At 56.0% G+C, this 16,263-nt stretch carries 15 protein-coding genes; 6 read left to right on the top strand and 9 right to left on the bottom strand.

The genetic code is table 11. From position 1 onward, the window contains the following. Positions 1-5: 5 nt before the first annotated feature. Together nudB and aspS are read right to left on the bottom strand one after the other, a co-directional pair. Positions 6-449: a dihydroneopterin triphosphate diphosphatase gene (gene nudB / locus BJ887_RS04955; protein ID WP_014170644.1), complete on the bottom strand. Its 444-nt coding sequence runs from the start codon at positions 447-449 to the stop codon at positions 6-8. A gap of 1 nt (position 450) precedes the next feature. Next, positions 451-2,238, bottom strand: a complete 1,788-nt coding sequence (aspS, locus tag BJ887_RS04950) for an aspartate--tRNA ligase (RefSeq protein ID WP_032678430.1) — start codon at positions 2,236-2,238, stop codon at positions 451-453. Between the two features lie 264 nt (positions 2,239-2,502). Here aspS and BJ887_RS04945 point away from each other — a divergent pair, with 264 nt between their 5' ends. Genes BJ887_RS04945 through cmoB form a run of 5 tightly spaced genes read left to right on the top strand, consistent with a single transcriptional unit; the run spans position 2,503 to position 6,083 of the window. Continuing rightward, on the top strand, positions 2,503-3,069 hold the full coding sequence (locus BJ887_RS04945; protein ID WP_032678431.1) for a hydrolase: 567 nt from the start codon (positions 2,503-2,505) through the stop codon (positions 3,067-3,069). Next, positions 3,066-3,884 (top strand): DUF72 domain-containing protein, encoded by an 819-nt coding sequence (locus tag BJ887_RS04940; protein ID WP_121339433.1) that lies wholly within the window; start codon positions 3,066-3,068, stop codon positions 3,882-3,884. The genes BJ887_RS04945 and BJ887_RS04940 overlap by 4 nt, the downstream gene beginning before the upstream one ends. 51 nt (positions 3,885-3,935) lie before the next feature. Beyond that, the gene (locus tag BJ887_RS04935; protein WP_020883391.1) at positions 3,936-4,331 is read left to right on the top strand and encodes an MAPEG family protein; all 396 of its coding nucleotides are present in this window, start codon (positions 3,936-3,938) and stop codon (positions 4,329-4,331) included. A 40-nt stretch (positions 4,332-4,371) separates the two neighbouring features. Then, positions 4,372-5,115 carry a carboxy-S-adenosyl-L-methionine synthase CmoA gene (gene cmoA, locus BJ887_RS04930; protein ID WP_020883390.1) on the top strand — a complete coding sequence of 248 codons (744 nt, stop codon included), beginning with the start codon at positions 4,372-4,374 and terminating at the stop codon, positions 5,113-5,115. Next, positions 5,112-6,083: a tRNA 5-methoxyuridine(34)/uridine 5-oxyacetic acid(34) synthase CmoB gene (gene cmoB / locus BJ887_RS04925; RefSeq protein WP_020883389.1), complete on the top strand. Its 972-nt coding sequence runs from the start codon at positions 5,112-5,114 to the stop codon at positions 6,081-6,083. Before cmoA ends, cmoB begins: the two co-directional genes overlap by 4 nt. A 177-nt stretch (positions 6,084-6,260) precedes the next feature. Here cmoB and cutC read toward each other — a convergent pair whose 3' ends face one another. Together cutC and BJ887_RS04910 are read right to left on the bottom strand one after the other, a co-directional pair. Beyond that, complete coding sequence (gene cutC, locus BJ887_RS04915) at positions 6,261-7,004, bottom strand: copper homeostasis protein CutC (protein ID WP_121339431.1); 744 nt, start codon at positions 7,002-7,004, stop codon at positions 6,261-6,263. Between the two features lie 76 nt (positions 7,005-7,080). Next, positions 7,081-7,641 (bottom strand): VOC family protein, encoded by a 561-nt coding sequence (locus tag BJ887_RS04910; RefSeq protein ID WP_121339429.1) that lies wholly within the window; start codon positions 7,639-7,641, stop codon positions 7,081-7,083. Positions 7,642-7,880: 239 nt separating this feature from the next. On the opposite strand from BJ887_RS04910, the gene argS reads away from it, so the two are divergent. Next, positions 7,881-9,614, top strand: a complete 1,734-nt coding sequence (gene argS / locus BJ887_RS04905) for an arginine--tRNA ligase (RefSeq protein ID WP_121339427.1) — start codon at positions 7,881-7,883, stop codon at positions 9,612-9,614. Positions 9,615-9,648: 34 nt separating this feature from the next. Here the strand turns inward: argS and BJ887_RS04900 are convergent, their stop codons facing one another. The 5 genes from BJ887_RS04900 to flhB form a co-directional block, all read right to left on the bottom strand. Then, complete coding sequence (locus BJ887_RS04900; RefSeq protein ID WP_121339425.1) at positions 9,649-10,788, bottom strand: glycoside hydrolase family 105 protein; 1,140 nt, start codon at positions 10,786-10,788, stop codon at positions 9,649-9,651. Positions 10,789-10,792: 4 nt separating this feature from the next. Further along, positions 10,793-12,376, bottom strand: a complete 1,584-nt coding sequence (locus BJ887_RS04895; RefSeq protein ID WP_025203842.1) for an MFS transporter — start codon at positions 12,374-12,376, stop codon at positions 10,793-10,795. 264 nt (positions 12,377-12,640) lie between these two features. Further along, positions 12,641-13,036, bottom strand: a complete 396-nt coding sequence (locus BJ887_RS04890) for a flagellar protein FlhE (protein WP_123266835.1) — start codon at positions 13,034-13,036, stop codon at positions 12,641-12,643. Continuing rightward, positions 13,033-15,111 carry a flagellar biosynthesis protein FlhA gene (gene flhA, locus BJ887_RS04885; protein ID WP_014170658.1) on the bottom strand — a complete coding sequence of 693 codons (2,079 nt, stop codon included), beginning with the start codon at positions 15,109-15,111 and terminating at the stop codon, positions 13,033-13,035. The genes BJ887_RS04890 and flhA overlap by 4 nt, the downstream gene beginning before the upstream one ends. Next, entirely contained in the window at positions 15,104-16,252 is a 1,149-nt protein-coding gene (flhB, locus tag BJ887_RS04880; RefSeq protein ID WP_121339423.1) for a flagellar biosynthesis protein FlhB, read from the bottom strand. The genes flhA and flhB overlap by 8 nt, the downstream gene beginning before the upstream one ends. Positions 16,253-16,263: the final 11 nt, after the last annotated feature.

Raw genomic sequence — 16,263 nt, 5'->3', positions numbered from 1 at the left:
CCTTTTCAGGCTACGTTAATTACAAATTCTTCAATCGCCTGCCGGTTGCTCCACGATTTGGTCAGTGCAGCGGCATCCGCCGCATCCACCCAGCGGTAGGTCAGGTGTTCGGTAAACACGATCTCCCGTTCATGGGGGAGCGCGAGACAGAACCACGATTCCGTATTGCGCTCAATACCCGGCGCATAGCGATGACGTAAATGGCTAAAAATTTCAAACTCCACCGTGCGCTGACAGTCCTTCAGGGTCAGTTGCTCGCAAGCAACGTCAATGGTGACCTCTTCCTTTACTTCGCGCGCGGCGGCCTGCGACGCGGTCTCCCCCTCTTCCAGGCTGCCGGTAACCGACTGCCAGAAATCAGGGTCATCGCGCCGTTGCAACATCAGCACCCGTTTCGTATCTTCTGCATAAATGACAACCAGAACCGAAACGGGACGCTTATACTGCATATTATTCGTTCTCCGAAATCTCTTTTGAAGCTTTCGGAAGCACCTGAATGCCCAGCTCAGCCAGCGCGGCCGGGTTGGCAAAGCTTGGGGCTTCCGTCATCAGACAGGCCGCAGCCGTGGTTTTCGGGAAGGCGATAACATCACGAATGTTGTCGGTGCCGGTCAGCAGCATGGTCAAACGGTCAAGACCGAATGCCAGACCCGCGTGTGGCGGCGTACCGTATTTCAGGGCGTCCAGCAGGAAGCCGAATTTCTCGCGCTGTTCGTGCTCGTTGATTCCCAGAATACCAAACACGGTTTGCTGCATTTCGCCGCTGTGAATACGCACGGAACCGCCACCCACTTCGTAGCCGTTGATAACCATGTCATACGCGTTTGCTACCGCATCTTCCGGTGCCGCTTTCAGCTCTGCCGCCGTCATGTCTTTTGGCGAGGTGAACGGGTGGTGCATTGCGGTCAGGCCGCCTTCACCGTCGTCTTCGAACATTGGGAAGTCGATTACCCACAGCGGAGCCCATTTGCTCTCGTCCGTCAGGCTCAGGTCTTTACCCAGCTTCAGGCGCAGCGCGCCCATTGCGTCAGCAACGATTTTCTTATTGTCTGCGCCAAAGAAGATCATGTCGCCATCCTGTGCGCCGGTGCGCTCGAGGATCGCTTCCACGATTTCCGCGTTCAGGAATTTCGCCACCGGGCTGGTAATGCCTTCCAGACCTTTCGCACGTTCGGTCACTTTAATATAGGCCAGACCTTTCGCGCCGTAGATCTTGATGAAGTTGCCGTAATCGTCAATCTGCTTACGGCTCAGCGCCGCACCGCCCGGTACACGCAGGGCAGCCACGCGACCTTTTGGATCGTTAGCCGGGCCGGCAAATACCGCGAACTCAACGGATTTCACCAGGTCTGCAACGTCCACCAGCTCCATCGGGTTACGCAGGTCTGGTTTGTCAGAGCCGTAGCGACGTTCAGCTTCAGCGAAGGTCATGATGGGGAAATCACCTAGTTCCACGCCTTTCACGTCATTCCACAGACTGCGCACCAGGGCTTCCATCACTTCACGCACCTGCTCGGCCGTCATGAAGGAGGTTTCCACATCGATCTGGGTAAATTCTGGCTGACGATCAGCACGCAGGTCTTCGTCGCGGAAGCATTTTACAATCTGATAGTAGCGATCGAAGCCGGACATCATCAGCAGCTGTTTAAACAGCTGAGGAGACTGTGGCAGCGCGTAGAATTTGCCTTTGTGTACACGGGAAGGAACCAGGTAATCGCGCGCACCTTCCGGCGTGGCTTTGGTCAGCATTGGGGTTTCGATGTCGAGGAAACCGTGGTCATCCATAAAGCGACGCACCAGGCTGGTGATTTTCGCACGGGTTTTCAGGCGCTGAGCCATTTCCGGACGACGCAGGTCCAGATAGCGGTATTTCAGACGCGCTTCTTCAGTGTTGACGTGGTTGGAGTCCAGCGGCAGCGCTTCAGCACGGTTGATGATAACCAGATCCGACGCCAGCACTTCAATTGCGCCGGTCGCCATGTCTGCGTTAACGTTTTTCTCGTCACGCGCACGTACGGTGCCGGTGACCTGAATGCAGAACTCATTACGCAGCTCAGAAGCCAGCTTCAACGCATCTGCGCGATCTGGGTCGAAGAACACCTGAACGATACCTTCGCGGTCGCGCATATCGATGAAGATAAGGCTCCCAAGATCACGACGACGATTGACCCAACCACACAGGGTTACCTGCTGTCCAACGTGGGACTGACGCAGCTGCCCGCAATATTCTGTACGCATGAGATATCCCTTAATTAGCCGCAGGCTAAATGTCGCCTGGAATGCAGGCTACTATGTCGCAGCTTTCTGTATGTCACAACTGGATGAAAAAAGGCGGCTATTATACTGGAAATTCCGCCAGACGATAAGAGCGAACCACGGCCAGACGGTCGTTTGCTGCGCGCTTATTGCGTATTCTCACAAAAATTAACAAAATTATCCGACCGATAACAGGTCATTACGTCGTAAGGTGTAGCGGAAGCGACTCATTTCACTGGAGTTACCATGTTAACACTTAATGCCCGCAAAACCGCGCTTGTGGTGATTGATTTACAGGAAGGGATCCTGCCGTTTGCCGGAGGCCCGCACAGCGCCGAAGATGTTGTCAGCCGCGCCGCGCGGCTGGCAGAAAAATGCCGTGCCAGCGGTGCCCCTGTGATCATGGTGCGCGTTGGCTGGTCAGCGGATTTCGCTGAGGCCTTAAAACAGCCTGTCGATGCTCAGGTTGCAGCACATTCACTACCTGAAAACTGGTGGACCTATCCGGTTTCGCTCGGCAAACGGGACAGCGATATCGAAGTGACCAAACGCCAGTGGGGCGCATTCTACGGCACCGATCTTGAGCTGCAGCTGCGTCGGCGCGGTATCGACACCCTGATTCTCTGTGGGATCTCCACCAACATTGGCGTGGAATCCACCGCCCGAAACGCCTGGGAACTGGGCTTTAACCTGGTGATTGCTGAAGATGCATGCAGCGCAGCGTCTGCGGAGCAGCACCAGGGCAGTATGACCCACATCTTCCCGCGCATTGGCCGCGTGCGTAGCACGGACGACATTATAAGCGCCCTATGATCTACCTTGGCCTGCCCCAGTGGTCGCACCCGAAATGGGTGCGCCTGGGTATTACCAGCCTTGAAGAATATGCCCGTCATTTCAACTGCGTCGAGGGCAATACCACCCTCTACGCGTTGCCCAGAGCAGAGATTGTTGAGCGCTGGCGCGACCAGACGACCGATGATTTCCGCTTCTGCTTCAAGTTTCCGGCGACGATCTCCCACACCGCTGCGCTGCGAAACTGCGGTGATTTGACCGACGAGTTCTTTGGCCGGATGTCACCGCTGGCGAACCGCATCGGTCAGTACTGGTTGCAGCTTCCGGCCACCTTTAGCCCACGCGACCTGCCTGCGCTATGGCAGTTTCTTGATACCCTGCCCAAAGACTTTACCTACGGCGTTGAGGTGAGACATGCGGCGTTTTTTGCCAAGGGAGAGGCTGAAACGGCGCTTAACCGTGGCTTACATGCGCGCGGGGTGAACCGGGTGATTCTTGACAGCCGTCCCGTGCACAGCGCCATTCCGCATAACGAGGCCATCATTGATGCCCAGCGTAAAAAGCCCAGAGTGCCTGTTCACGCCGTGGTCACCGCGCAAAACCCGATGGTCAGGTTTATCGGCAGCGATAACATGCAGCAAAACCAGGAGATGTTCGCCGTCTGGCTGCAAAAATTAGCAAAATGGGAGCAAACCACCACGCCGTATCTCTTTCTCCATACGCCGGATATCGCTCACGCCCCCGAACTGGTCGATGTTCTCTGGCAGGCCTTGCAGGCTGTGGTTCCGTCTGTAGGCAGCGCCCCTTCTATCCCACAACAATCTTCTCTTTTCTGATATCAGCCCCTATCATAGGAAGGTGCCATCTGCCAAAAACAGGGAGTTAGTATGGTCAGCGCGCTGTATGCGGTGTTAGGTGCATTACTGCTGATTAAGTTTTCATTTGATGTTGTGCGCCTGCGAATGCAGTACCGTGTTTCTTACGGTGACGGCGGTTTTTCGGAGTTACAAAGTGCTATCCGCATTCACGGTAACGCGGTTGAGTACATCCCCGTTGCGTTAATTTTGCTGCTGTTTATGGAAATGAACGGCGCGGAAACCTGGATGGTGCACGTCTGCGGCCTGCTTCTGATTGCCGGCCGGCTAATGCATTATTACGGCTTTCACCACCGCTTATTCCGCTGGCGTCGTTCCGGCATGAGCGCGACCTGGTGTTCGCTTTTGCTGATGGTGCTGGCTAACCTTTGGTATATGCCGTGGGAGTTGGTTTTCTCCTTCCATTAGCGCACAATACGCCACTTTATTTTTCCCGGATTTTTACGTTATGTCAGATCGCGACACGCTTTTTTCCGCGCCTATCGCCAGCCTGGGCGACTGGACCTTTGATGAACGGGTAGCCGAAGTCTTCCCGGATATGATCCAGCGCTCTGTTCCCGGTTATTCCAATATCATCTCTATGATCGGCATGCTGGCTGAGCGTTTCGTTCAACCCGGCACGCAGGTATATGATCTGGGCTGCTCGCTCGGCGCGGCAACGCTGTCTGTTCGTCGTAACGTTCACCATGAAGGCTGCAAAATCATTGCCGTCGATAACTCCCCGGCAATGGTGGAACGCTGCCGTCGCCACATCGACGCGTATAAAGCCCCGACGCCAGTCGAGGTTGTGGAAGGTGATATCCGTGATATCGACATCAATAACGCGTCGCTGGTGGTTCTGAATTTTACTCTGCAGTTCCTGGTGCCTGAAGACCGTCAGCTGTTGCTGGACAAAATTTATAAAGGCCTGAAACCCGGTGGCGCGCTGGTGCTGTCCGAGAAATTCAGCTTTGAAGATGCCGAAGTGGGTGAGTTGCTGTTCAATATGCACCACGACTTCAAACGGGCCAACGGCTATAGCGAACTGGAAATTAGCCAGAAACGTAGCATGCTCGAAAACGTGATGCTGACGGACTCCGTCGAAACCCATAAAGCACGCCTGCGTCAGGCAGGCTTCGAGCACAGCGAACTGTGGTTCCAGTGCTTCAACTTCGGCTCGCTGGTGGCGCTGAAAGGTGGGGACATCGCATGATCGAGTTCAGTAATTTCTATCAGCTGATTGCCAAAAACCACCTCTCCCACTGGCTGGAGACGCTGCCTGCACAAATTGCTGCCTGGCAGCGGGATCAGCAGCATGGTCTGTTAAAGCAGTGGTCCAACGCGGTGGAGTTTCTGCCGGAACTGACCCCACACCGTCTGGATCTGCTCCACAGTGTTACCGCGCAAAGCGAAACGCCGCTTCCGCCCGGGCAGATAAACCGCATTGAAACGCTGATGCGTAACCTGATGCCGTGGCGCAAAGGTCCGTTCTCACTCTACGGCGTTAACATTAATACTGAATGGCGTTCTGACTGGAAATGGGATCGCGTACTGCCTCACCTTTCCGATCTCACCGGGCGAACCATTCTGGATGTTGGCTGCGGCAGCGGGTACCACATGTGGCGCATGATTGGCGCAGGCGCACATCTGGCAGTAGGGATTGACCCTATGCAGCTATTCCTGTGCCAGTTTGAAGCGGTGCGTAAATTGCTGGGTAACGACCAGCGCGCGCACCTGCTGCCGTTGGGTATTGAGCAGCTCCCTGCCCTGAAGGCGTTTGACACCGTGTTTTCGATGGGGGTCCTGTACCACCGCCGCTCCCCACTCGAACATCTGTGGCAGCTGAAAGATCAGCTGGTCAGCGGCGGCGAACTGGTGCTGGAAACGCTGGTGGTAGAGGGTGATGAAAATACCGTTCTGGTGCCGGGCGATCGCTATGCGCAGATGCGGAACGTTTACTTTATCCCTTCCGCGCCGGCGCTGAAAAACTGGCTGGAGAAATGCGGTTTTGTGGATGTCCGAATTGCCGATGTTTGCGTAACGTCAACTGAAGAACAGCGTCGCACCGACTGGATGATCACCGAATCGCTGGCGGAATTCCTCGACCCGGCAGACCACAGCAAGACTGTCGAAGGGTATCCTGCGCCAATGCGCGCGGTGTTGATCGCGACGAAACCGTAGATTCCCCCGGTCCTCTTCCCAAAGGGGCGAGGGAGAAAAGACCGCACCGTACTGTCCCTCTCCTCTTTGGGGAGAGGGTTAGGGGCATAAAAAAAGGCCCCTGTTGAAATTGCAGGGGCCTGGTACAAGCAAGCATCATATTGGGCGACATGATGCGCGGTAAAAATCGGTACGTTGCTACACGTGATGACGTTCAATCATCGATTTCATTACCGCAACCGACTCTCCCTCTACACCGTAGCGTGAATACTCATCCGCTTCAGCATCCGTCGACATTGACAACCCTGTGTTGCGATAACGCATGGGCGATGGCATCCATTTGCCTGCAGAGCTGTGAAGCTCCTCTACCCCGGCGTTTAAAAACAGTTCCATATTGCTGGCACGTACTCCCGCACCCGCCATTATTATTGGAACACCGGAATGTGCTTTTAGTTCCGTAATTAATTGCAGTCCTTTTTCAGCAGAGGACTGCTGACCCGATGTCAGAACCCGCGCCACGCCAAGTTCAGCAAGAATATCAAAGGATTGCAGGGGGTCTTTACACATATCAAACGCACGATGAAAAGTGACCGCCATCCCTTTTGCCGCGTTCATGACCTGACGCATGCGCGGCAGATCGACATTGCCGTCTTCATCAAGCAACCCAATAACCAGGCCGGGGAATCCCAGATCGCCAACGAGAGTGATATCTTCAAGCATGGCACTGAACTCGCCCGGCGTGTAACAGAAATCGCCGCCGCGAGGACGAATAATCGGGTGTACCGGAACGGTGACAGCCTGACGGGCAGACTTCAGCATCCCGTATGAAGGCGTTAACCCCCCCTCTTTGGGTGCGGCACACAGTTCAATGCGGTCAGCCCCGTGCTGTTGCGCGGTGACGGCACACTCCACGCTGTAACAACAAATCTCCAGCAGCGCCATTACATCCTCCTTAATATCCACTTAACGCACCATCATGACACGCAGGCTACGCCCGGTCTCAGCGTACGGTCACATCTTATGCTTCGCTGGCAACAATCTGTTCAATCGTCCAGGGATGGAACTTCACGGTAACCTGTCCGTCAGTGACGGCCAGAGTAGGATTAGGCAGACGCTCTCGTTCGCCTTTCGGGGAACTTGTTTTCACAAAAATGCCAGGCTTGCTCAGGCCCTCGTCAGACAACAGCGCCAGTGCACGAGCATTCAGCATTTCGGGCTCACCCGGCAGGACAATTTCGATATGCTCCCAGCCTTCATGCGGGTAGCGTTTCTCGCCCGGCCAGGGCAATTCGACCACACTGAACTGCCAGTGAGCCACGCAAACCGGTTCTTGCAGTTTGAACAGGCAGATGGGGCGACCGTTGATGATGTTCTCTGAGAGTAACTCGCCACACTGTTCAAACCCGCGACGCCAGCGCTCGGCGGTTGCGTTCTGATGGCAGCGCAAGGAGATGTGATCGGCCTCAAGCGGCGCAATATCCAGACCAAGGCGGGTGGCAAGTTCTGTGAACGCCTGGGTGAAGCGCGGTAAATCTGCGGAAATATCATGCAGTTCGTCAATGGAGTGCCAGTTCGCCATACGTCAGTCTCTTATCGTGTCGCAAAGCCGCTAATTTACTCTGTTGCCCTCTTTCGACCAACCTCTGAATAGCGGTTTTTACGACTGCATGTTTATGCATGCTTTCTTAGCCTGGATTCTGCGCAATCTTCGGCCCCCGCAATGCTGACGCCAGAAGGCATTTGCAGTATACTCCCGCCCTAAATTCTTTAACTGGCGCGGGCGGTTATTTGCCCGCATCAAAAATGTAAGGTATCCAGGTGAATATTCAGGCTCTTCTCTCCGAAAAAGTCAGTCAGGCACTGATTGCCGCAGGTGCGCCTGCGGATTGCGAACCGCAGGTTCGTCAGTCAGCAAAAGTACAGTTTGGCGACTATCAGGCTAATGGCGTGATGGCAGTGGCTAAAAAACTGGGTATGCCGCCGCGACAACTCGCTGAGCAGGTGCTGACTCATCTGGATCTCACCGGTATTGCCAGCAAAACTGAAATCGCCGGCCCTGGATTTATCAACATCTTCCTTGAGCCTGCATTCCTGGCACGCCACGTTGACGCGGCGCTGAAATCTGACCGTCTGGGTGTCTCCCAGCCAGAAGCGCAGACCGTGGTGATTGACTACTCAGCGCCAAACGTGGCGAAAGAGATGCACGTCGGGCACCTGCGTTCCACCATTATCGGTGACGCGGCCGTGCGTACCCTGGAGTTCCTCGGTCACAAAGTGATCCGCGCGAACCACGTGGGCGACTGGGGTACCCAGTTCGGGATGCTGATTGCTTACCTGGAAAAACAGCAACAGGAAAACGCGGGTGAGATGGCCCTGGCAGACCTGGAAGGGTTCTACCGCGAAGCTAAAAAACACTACGACGAAGACGACGCTTTTGCCGAGCGCGCGCGCAGTTACGTGGTAAAACTGCAGGGCGGCGACCCGTACTTCCTCGAGATGTGGCGCAAACTGGTTGACATCACCATGTCCCAGAACCAGCTCACCTATAACCGTCTGAACGTCACCCTGACCCGTGACGATGTGATGGGTGAAAGCCTCTATAACCCGATGCTGCCTGGCATTGTGGCTGACCTGAAGGCCAAAAACCTGGCGGTTGAGAGCGAAGGCGCGACGGTCGTGTTCCTTGATGAGTATAAAAACAAGGAAGGCGAACCGATGGGCGTGATCATCCAGAAAAAGGATGGCGGCTATCTCTACACCACCACCGATATCGCCTGTGCGAAATACCGTTACGAAACGCTGCATGCGGACCGCGTGCTGTACTACATCGACTCCCGTCAGCACCAGCACCTGATGCAGGCGTGGACTATCGTGCGCAAAGCAGGCTACGTGCCGGATTCCGTGCCGCTTGAACACCATATGTTCGGCATGATGCTGGGTAAAGACGGTAAGCCGTTCAAAACCCGTGCGGGCGGTACCGTGAAGCTGTCCGACCTGCTGGACGAAGCGCTGGAACGCGCCCGCCGTCTGGTGGCCGAGAAGAATCCGGATATGCCTGCCGATGAGCTGGAAAAACTCGCCAACGCCGTGGGTATCGGTGCAGTGAAGTACGCGGATCTCTCCAAGAACCGTACCACCGACTATATCTTCGACTGGGATAACATGCTGGCCTTTGAAGGTAATACTGCGCCGTATATGCAGTATGCCTACACCCGCGTGCTCTCCGTGTTCCGTAAAGCCAATATCGATGAAAGCGCGCTGGCCAATGCTGAGGTGATCATTTCCGAAGATCGCGAAGCCCAGCTGGCGGCACGTCTGCTGCAGTTTGAAGAGACGCTGGCCGTTGTCGCACGTGACGGTACCCCGCACGTGATGTGCTCTTACCTGTACGATCTGGCGGGTCTGTTCTCCGGTTTCTACGAACACTGCCCTATCCTGTCTGCGAAAAGCGAAGCGGTCCGCAACAGCCGCCTGAAGCTGGCTCAGCTGACGGCGAAGACCCTGAAGCTGGGTCTGGATACCCTGGGTATCGAAACCGTAGAGCGCATGTAATAAACAAACCCGGCCATCGCCGGGTTTGTTATGTTCAAAAATATTTGCGCAGGTATTCCGTTAAACACAGGATTGCCATGGCCTGTCCATAGGGCATCGACGTGAGTGGGATCTGGCGATAGAACGCCAGATCGCTGCCCATCCCCGTACCGAACGACGTCTGCAGTAACTCCCCTTCCGGCGAGATATTTTCCACAATGCCGCGAATTGCTTTCTCCGCCACCATAGCATATTCCGCGCTGACATAGCGTTTACGCACCGCTTTCAGAATACCGTAGGCAAAGCCTGCCGTGGCTGACGCCTCAAGGTAGGCGTGCGGATCGTCGAGCAGCGTATGCCACAGGCCGCTATCGTCCTGACATTTGGCGAGGGCCGCAATCTGCGCGTTCAGCACCTGCACAAGGTAGCGACGAACGGCGTTATGTTCAGGCAAATCCACCAGTTCAAGGAAATCCGGGATCACGATGGTCAGCCAGCTGTTGCCTCGTGCCCAGCGTGCCTTCGCAAAGTTATGGTGGCCTTCGTAATTCCAGCCGTGGAACCACAGGCCGGTTTCACGATCCATCAGGTTTTGCACATGCAGCAGAAACTGATACACCGCCTCTTCAACGTACTCCGGTTTATTAAGGAGCTTGCCGATTTTCGCCAGCGGCAGAACCGTCATCATCAGCGTGTCATCCCACATCTGCTGAGAATTCTCTTCCGCCAGGGTGATGTGCTGCATGCCGCCATGGTCGGTGCGCGGCATCTCATTCATGGCCCACTCCGCCCAGCTTTCCAGCCACGGCAGCCAGGCCGGGTTTCTGGTCTCTTCGTAACGATATGCCAGCGTCAGGAACGGTGACATGGTATTCACGTTTTTGGTGGTCGCCCCTTCCCTGAAACGATCGGCAAACCAGCGGTCAATGATGTCACGCATCGCTTCGTCGCCCGTCTGGCAGTAATACTGCCAGATACCGTATAACCCCACGCCGTGGGTCCACTCCCAGCCTGCCCATCCTTTGGTGTCAATGACCCTCCCGTCGTCCAGGCGCAGTAAAAACTCACCTGTTGTGTCGTGGATATTAACGAGGTTATGCGTCACCTTTTCAATCAGCGATTTCAGCTCGTCCCGGGCGATGAAATGCGCAGGCTGACGCAGGAGTGGACTGTGTTTGACCGGCCAAACTTTCATTATCTTAACCTCTGTTGTATGTCGAATTCAGTACCGCGCGCCCCTTCAGCGAAGGTGCCGCAGGCTTATTACGATTCAGATAACCGATGTTGTTATTGCCCCACAGCGACGCATAAGGCATACCGGCCAGCATCTCCACGGTGGCGCGGGCTTCCGGTGTCGCACTCTCAGGAATGGCGCGGCCAGATGCGCGCATTTTGGCGGTCTCTTCACGCAGCGTGGTGTGGGTGTGCAAATTGAGTTTGAAACGCAGCGAGACCAGGAAGCCGCAGAACAGAACCAGAAGCGTTCCCACGCTCAGGATCAGCAGAATGGTGTGGCTCACTTCCGCGGGCTGGGTCTTTTGTCCGCTTACAAAGCCGGACATCTGCATCACAATGCCCACCAGCATTACCGCCCCCGCCTGCGAAGCTTTGCGCGTCAGCGTCATGATGCCGGCGAAAATCCCTTCGCGGCGCTGGCCGGTGATCACTTCATCGACATCAGCAATGTAGGTGTAGGTATTCCACGGCACATAGTTGATCCCACCGCGTCCCAGACCGGCAACTGCAGAGACCAGCAATAACAGAGAGTAGATATCACTCAGGCCCGCGTAATACAGTACGGCGTAGGAAAGCGATGCCAGGCCAAACAGCACCACGACCATCCGATAGGACGGCGCGGGTCCGAAGCGAATGCACAGCGGGATCATGGCGATAACCGCAATAAACTGGAAGATGGCCATCGTGCCGAGCAGGCTGGAGGCCATGGATGCTTCCTGCATCAGCACGAAAACCACGTAGTAGGTAAACACGGCATTAAAGACGTCCTGAGCGATATACCCGCCAAGGTACATCCCCAGATGCTGACGAAAAATTCTCACGCGCAGCGTTGAGCTCAACTCCACAAACAGGCGGTTGAGGCTCTGCCCGAGCGACAGTTTCTTCTTCTCTTCTTCGGCACGCAGGGCGGCTTCGCTCCACTCTTCCCGCGGTCGCTCCCAGGTGAAGAACCAGACGAGCATCAGCATCAGCGCGCACAGCACGGAGAAGACCAGGCTTGCATAGAAAAAGGAGACCGCGTTGTCTTTGCCGAAATGCGTGAGCAGGATCCCCGGCAGGAATGAGGCCAGGATGGCAGACATTTGCGCCATCGAGATACGGGCACCTGAGAAGCGGGTTTTCTGTTTAAAGTCATCGGTCATTTCCGGCACCAGCGTTTCGTACGGCACCAGAATCATGGTGTAGACGATATCGAACACCAGATAGGTCAGCAGGTAATACCAGAAACTCATCTCCCCCACCCACATCAGGGAGTAGCTGAACACGCACGGGATCCCCAGCAGAATAAAGAACTTACGCCGACCGAAGCGCTTGCCGAGCCAGGTCGTGCCAAAGTTATCGGTCAAAAAGCCCATCAAAGGGCTGACGACGGCATCCAGTACCCTTGCGGCGGCAAAGATGAAGGTTGCTTCAATCGGGGAGAGTCCACAGAACGTTGTATAAAAATACAAAAGCCAGGCCGCCGTCAGGGCGGTGGTTCCCGCCCCGAGGAAATCGCCTGACCCGTAAGCAAGATAATTTGCGAGTCCAATTTTTCGTGTTTTCATTGCCGTCAACCCTACTCAGTTTTGGGAGACTCCCTGTAAGCAAAATCTGATCCGGGAGTTATTACACGGCTACAGTAAGAGTATCGACCTGGTGATACCTTTCTGTTTTTGCCATCACCGGCAAGCGGCTGGCAAAAATGCAAAGAGTGTCGTTACGCGTGTCACTGATTTATAAAACAGCGTTTCTTTTACATCAAAAGAGGAGGTCATTTTTTGCGAGCCAGCCATCAGAAATGGCTGATGGCTGTCGTAGTAAGCGGGGTATTAGCGGTAGTTGACGATGACGGAATTACGCTGAACTTTCAGCGCAGGGATCAGGCGTCCGCCGCCCGGCACTTCCCAGATAAAGCGCAAAGGTTCGACAGCAGGCACGCCGTTGAAGGCCTGAGTGGTGCCATTCTCTCCGTCAATTTCCGTACAGCGTGTCTGGGAGCACAGCCGTACCCGAAGCCCGGCAGGCGTTGGGCCAATAAGCGTGTAGTTCCAGACCACCAGGGTCATCAGACCGGACACCGGCTCAGTCGGTGATAGCGGTCGCGAAGACATGGCGACACCGCGGTTGCTGAGGGTCACGCCAATGCTGCTGGCCTGCCAGGTCCCTTCCCCGGCGGCCTGGGCCACCAGCGGAAAAAGTAAAATCCATAACCACTTACGCATTATTTTCCTCCGATCGTCGCCGTCATACGGATATGACGGTTATCCGACAACTCCATATTCGACAGCACGACCAGCTGGTTCAGGCTACGGCGCAGGAAGCGCGACAGCAGCGGACGCAGCGCATGGTTCACCAGCAGAACCGGTGGCGCACCCAGCATCTCCTGACGCGCCAGCGCCTCTTGTGTTTGCTCCAGCAGACGGTCGGCCAGGCCAGGTTCCAGCCCTCCACCGCCCTGCAGAGCCTGCAGCAGCAGACGTTCAAGCGGCGTATCGAGGCCGATAACCTGCACTTCCCCGGTGCCCGGGAACCACTGCTGCGTGATCGCCCGCCCCAGTGCCACGCGCACCACCGCCGTGAGCTCGTGTGGATCGCTTTGCAACGGTGCATGCTCGGCGAGGGTTTCCAGAATGGTACGCATATCGCGGATCGGCACTTTTTCCTCGAGCAGGTTTTGCAGCACCTTGTGCAGCGTGGTCAGCGTCACGACGCCTGGCACGAGATCTTCCGTCAGCTTCGGCATCTCCTGCGTGACGCGGTCGAGCAGTTGCTGGGCTTCCTGACGACCAAACAGCTCTGCCGAGAATTGTCCAATCAGATGGTTCAGATGAGTCGCCACCACGGTACTCGCCTCCACCACGGTGTAGCCCTGAATTTGCGCCTGCTCTTTCAGCGCGCTTTCAATCCAGATGGCAGCCAGGCCAAAGGCCGGGTCGATGGTTTGCTCGCCCGGCAGCGTACCCGCCGCGGTGCCTGGGTTAATGGCCAGCCAGCGGCCAGGATAAGCATCACCGCTGCCAATCTCTACGCCTTTCATCAGAATACGATAGCGCGCAGGCGGCAGATCCATATTGTCGCGGATGTGAACCACCGGCGGCAGGAAGCCCATGTCCTGGGCGAATTTTTTACGGATGCTGCGGATTCGGCCCAACAGTTCGCCATCCTGCTGGAAATCGACCATCGGGATGAGGCGATACCCTACTTCCATTCCCAGCGAGTCTTCCAGTTGAACGTCGTTCCAGGTCGCTTCCACGGCCTGCGTGTTCTCCGGCATTTTTACCGGAGCAGGTTCCGCTGCCGGGGTCATCTCACGGCCACGCATCCACCAGGCAAGGCCCAGCAATGCCGCAGTGAACAGCAGGAACACCAGGTTTGGCATTCCCGGCACCAGACCGAGCAGGCCCAGCACCGCGGCGGCCAGCAGCATCACGCGCGGGTTGCTGAAGAGCTGCCCGACCATCTGCTCGCCAACATCCTGATCGGTACTGACGCGGGTCACGATAACCCCCGCCGCCGTTGAGATGACCAGCGCCGGGATCTGAGCCACCAGACCGTCACCAATGGTCAGCAGCGTATAGCTTTCCGCCGCGTGGCCCATGTCCATGCCGTGCTGCAGCACGCCCACCAGCAGGCCGCCGACCACGTTAATCACCATGATCAGGATGCCCGCAATGGCATCACCGCGAACAAACTTACTCGCACCGTCCATTGAGCCGTAGAAGTCAGCTTCCTGCGTCACTTCCGAGCGGCGCTTTTTGGCTTCATCTTCGGCAATAAGCCCGGCGTTCAGATCCGCGTCGATGGCCATCTGCTTGCCCGGCATCCCGTCAAGCACAAAACGCGCGCCCACTTCCGCGATACGTCCGGCACCTTTGGTGATAACCATAAAGTTAATGATGACGAGAATGACGAACACCACGATACCGATGGCAAAGTTACCGCCGACCAGGAAGTGGCCGAATGCCTCAACCACTTTACCCGCCGCAGCAGCACCGGTATGGCCTTCCATCAGGATGATACGGGTTGACGCCACGTTCAGCGCCAGCCTTAACAAGGTGGTAAACAGCAGAATGGTCGGGAATGCGGCGAACTCAAGGGTGCGCTGGGTGAACATCGCCACCAGCAAAACCATAATGGACAACGCAATGTTGAATGTGAAAAGCAGGTCGAGGATGAACGCCGGAAGCGGCAAAACCATCATCGACAGAATTAGCAGGATGAGAATCGGTCCGGCAAGGATCTGCCATTGCGTCGATTTCAGGTTGCCGGGCAGGCGCAACATTGCCACCAGATTAGCCATCAGTGTCCTTCTCGTTCATAAAATCCAGCGCGTCAGGCACCGGAAGGTTCTCAGGTTTCATAGGCCGTTGACCGCCAGCCAGACGCCAGCGTTTCAACTGCCATACCCAGGCCAGCACTTCCGCCACCGCGGCGTAGAGTTGTCCTGGGATCTGTTGTCCAATTTCCGCATGGCGATACAGCGCGCGCGCCAGCGGAGGCGCTTCGAGTATGGGCACCCGGTTTTCGGTACCAATTTCACGAATACGCAGGGCGATAAGCCCCGCCCCTTTCGCCACCACTTTCGGCGCGCTCATTTTGTTTTCGTCGTACTGCAGCGCAACGGAATAGTGTGTCGGGTTAGTCACAATGACGTCGGCTTTTGGCACATCTTCCATCATCCGTCGACGGGCGGCAGCACGCTGCATCTGGCGGATACGCCCTTTCACGTGCGGGTCACCTTCCATCTGCTTATATTCATCCCGAATATCCTGACGAGACATGCGCAGTTTCTTGAAGTGGCTGTAAAGCTGGAAGATAACGTCAAAACCCACCATGGGAATAATGCTGAGCACCACCAGCAGGGCACAGAGCCCGGCCAGGTTCAGCGCATTGCTCATCGCGGTTAACGGCGATTCGCTGATAAGGCGCATCATTTCCGGCCAGTGGTGCCACAGAAAAAAACCGCCGGTACTGCCCATCAGGACCGATTTCAGAATCGCTTTAAGCAACTCCGCACCGGTTTGCGCCGAGAACATTTTCGCAATCCCCGGCAGCGGGTTCAGTTTCGAAAACTTGGGTTGCAGCGATTTCCCGCTAAACACCAGACCGCCCAGCATTACGGGCGAGACCAGCGCCACCAGCACGACGCCGGTAATCAGGGGCAACAGCGCAAGCATGGCATCTTTAACGAGCAGGATTATCTGGCTGAGGATCAGGTTAGGGTCGTTGACCATACTGTGGTCAAAACGTAGGCCAGCCGAGAGCATTCCCGCCAGTTTGCGGGCGAGCGCCTCCCCACCCCACCAGATAATGCACACGCCTACGATGAGGATCAGCAGGGATGTCAATTCTCGGGATCGGGGGACCTGCCCTTCCTCACGCGCTTTTTCTAGTCGGTGGGGTGTGGGGGCTTCCGTTTTGTCGTCGTTCTCTTCTGCCACAGTGCCTGCTC

It is taken from the genome of Enterobacter sp. WPR_3_1 (genome assembly GCF_003635055.1).
In the GTDB taxonomy this organism is placed as follows: domain Bacteria; phylum Pseudomonadota; class Gammaproteobacteria; order Enterobacterales; family Enterobacteriaceae; genus Enterobacter; species Enterobacter ludwigii.
The sequence above is the reverse complement of the archived record's forward strand: the minus strand, read 5'-3'. Positions and strand labels throughout refer to the sequence as shown.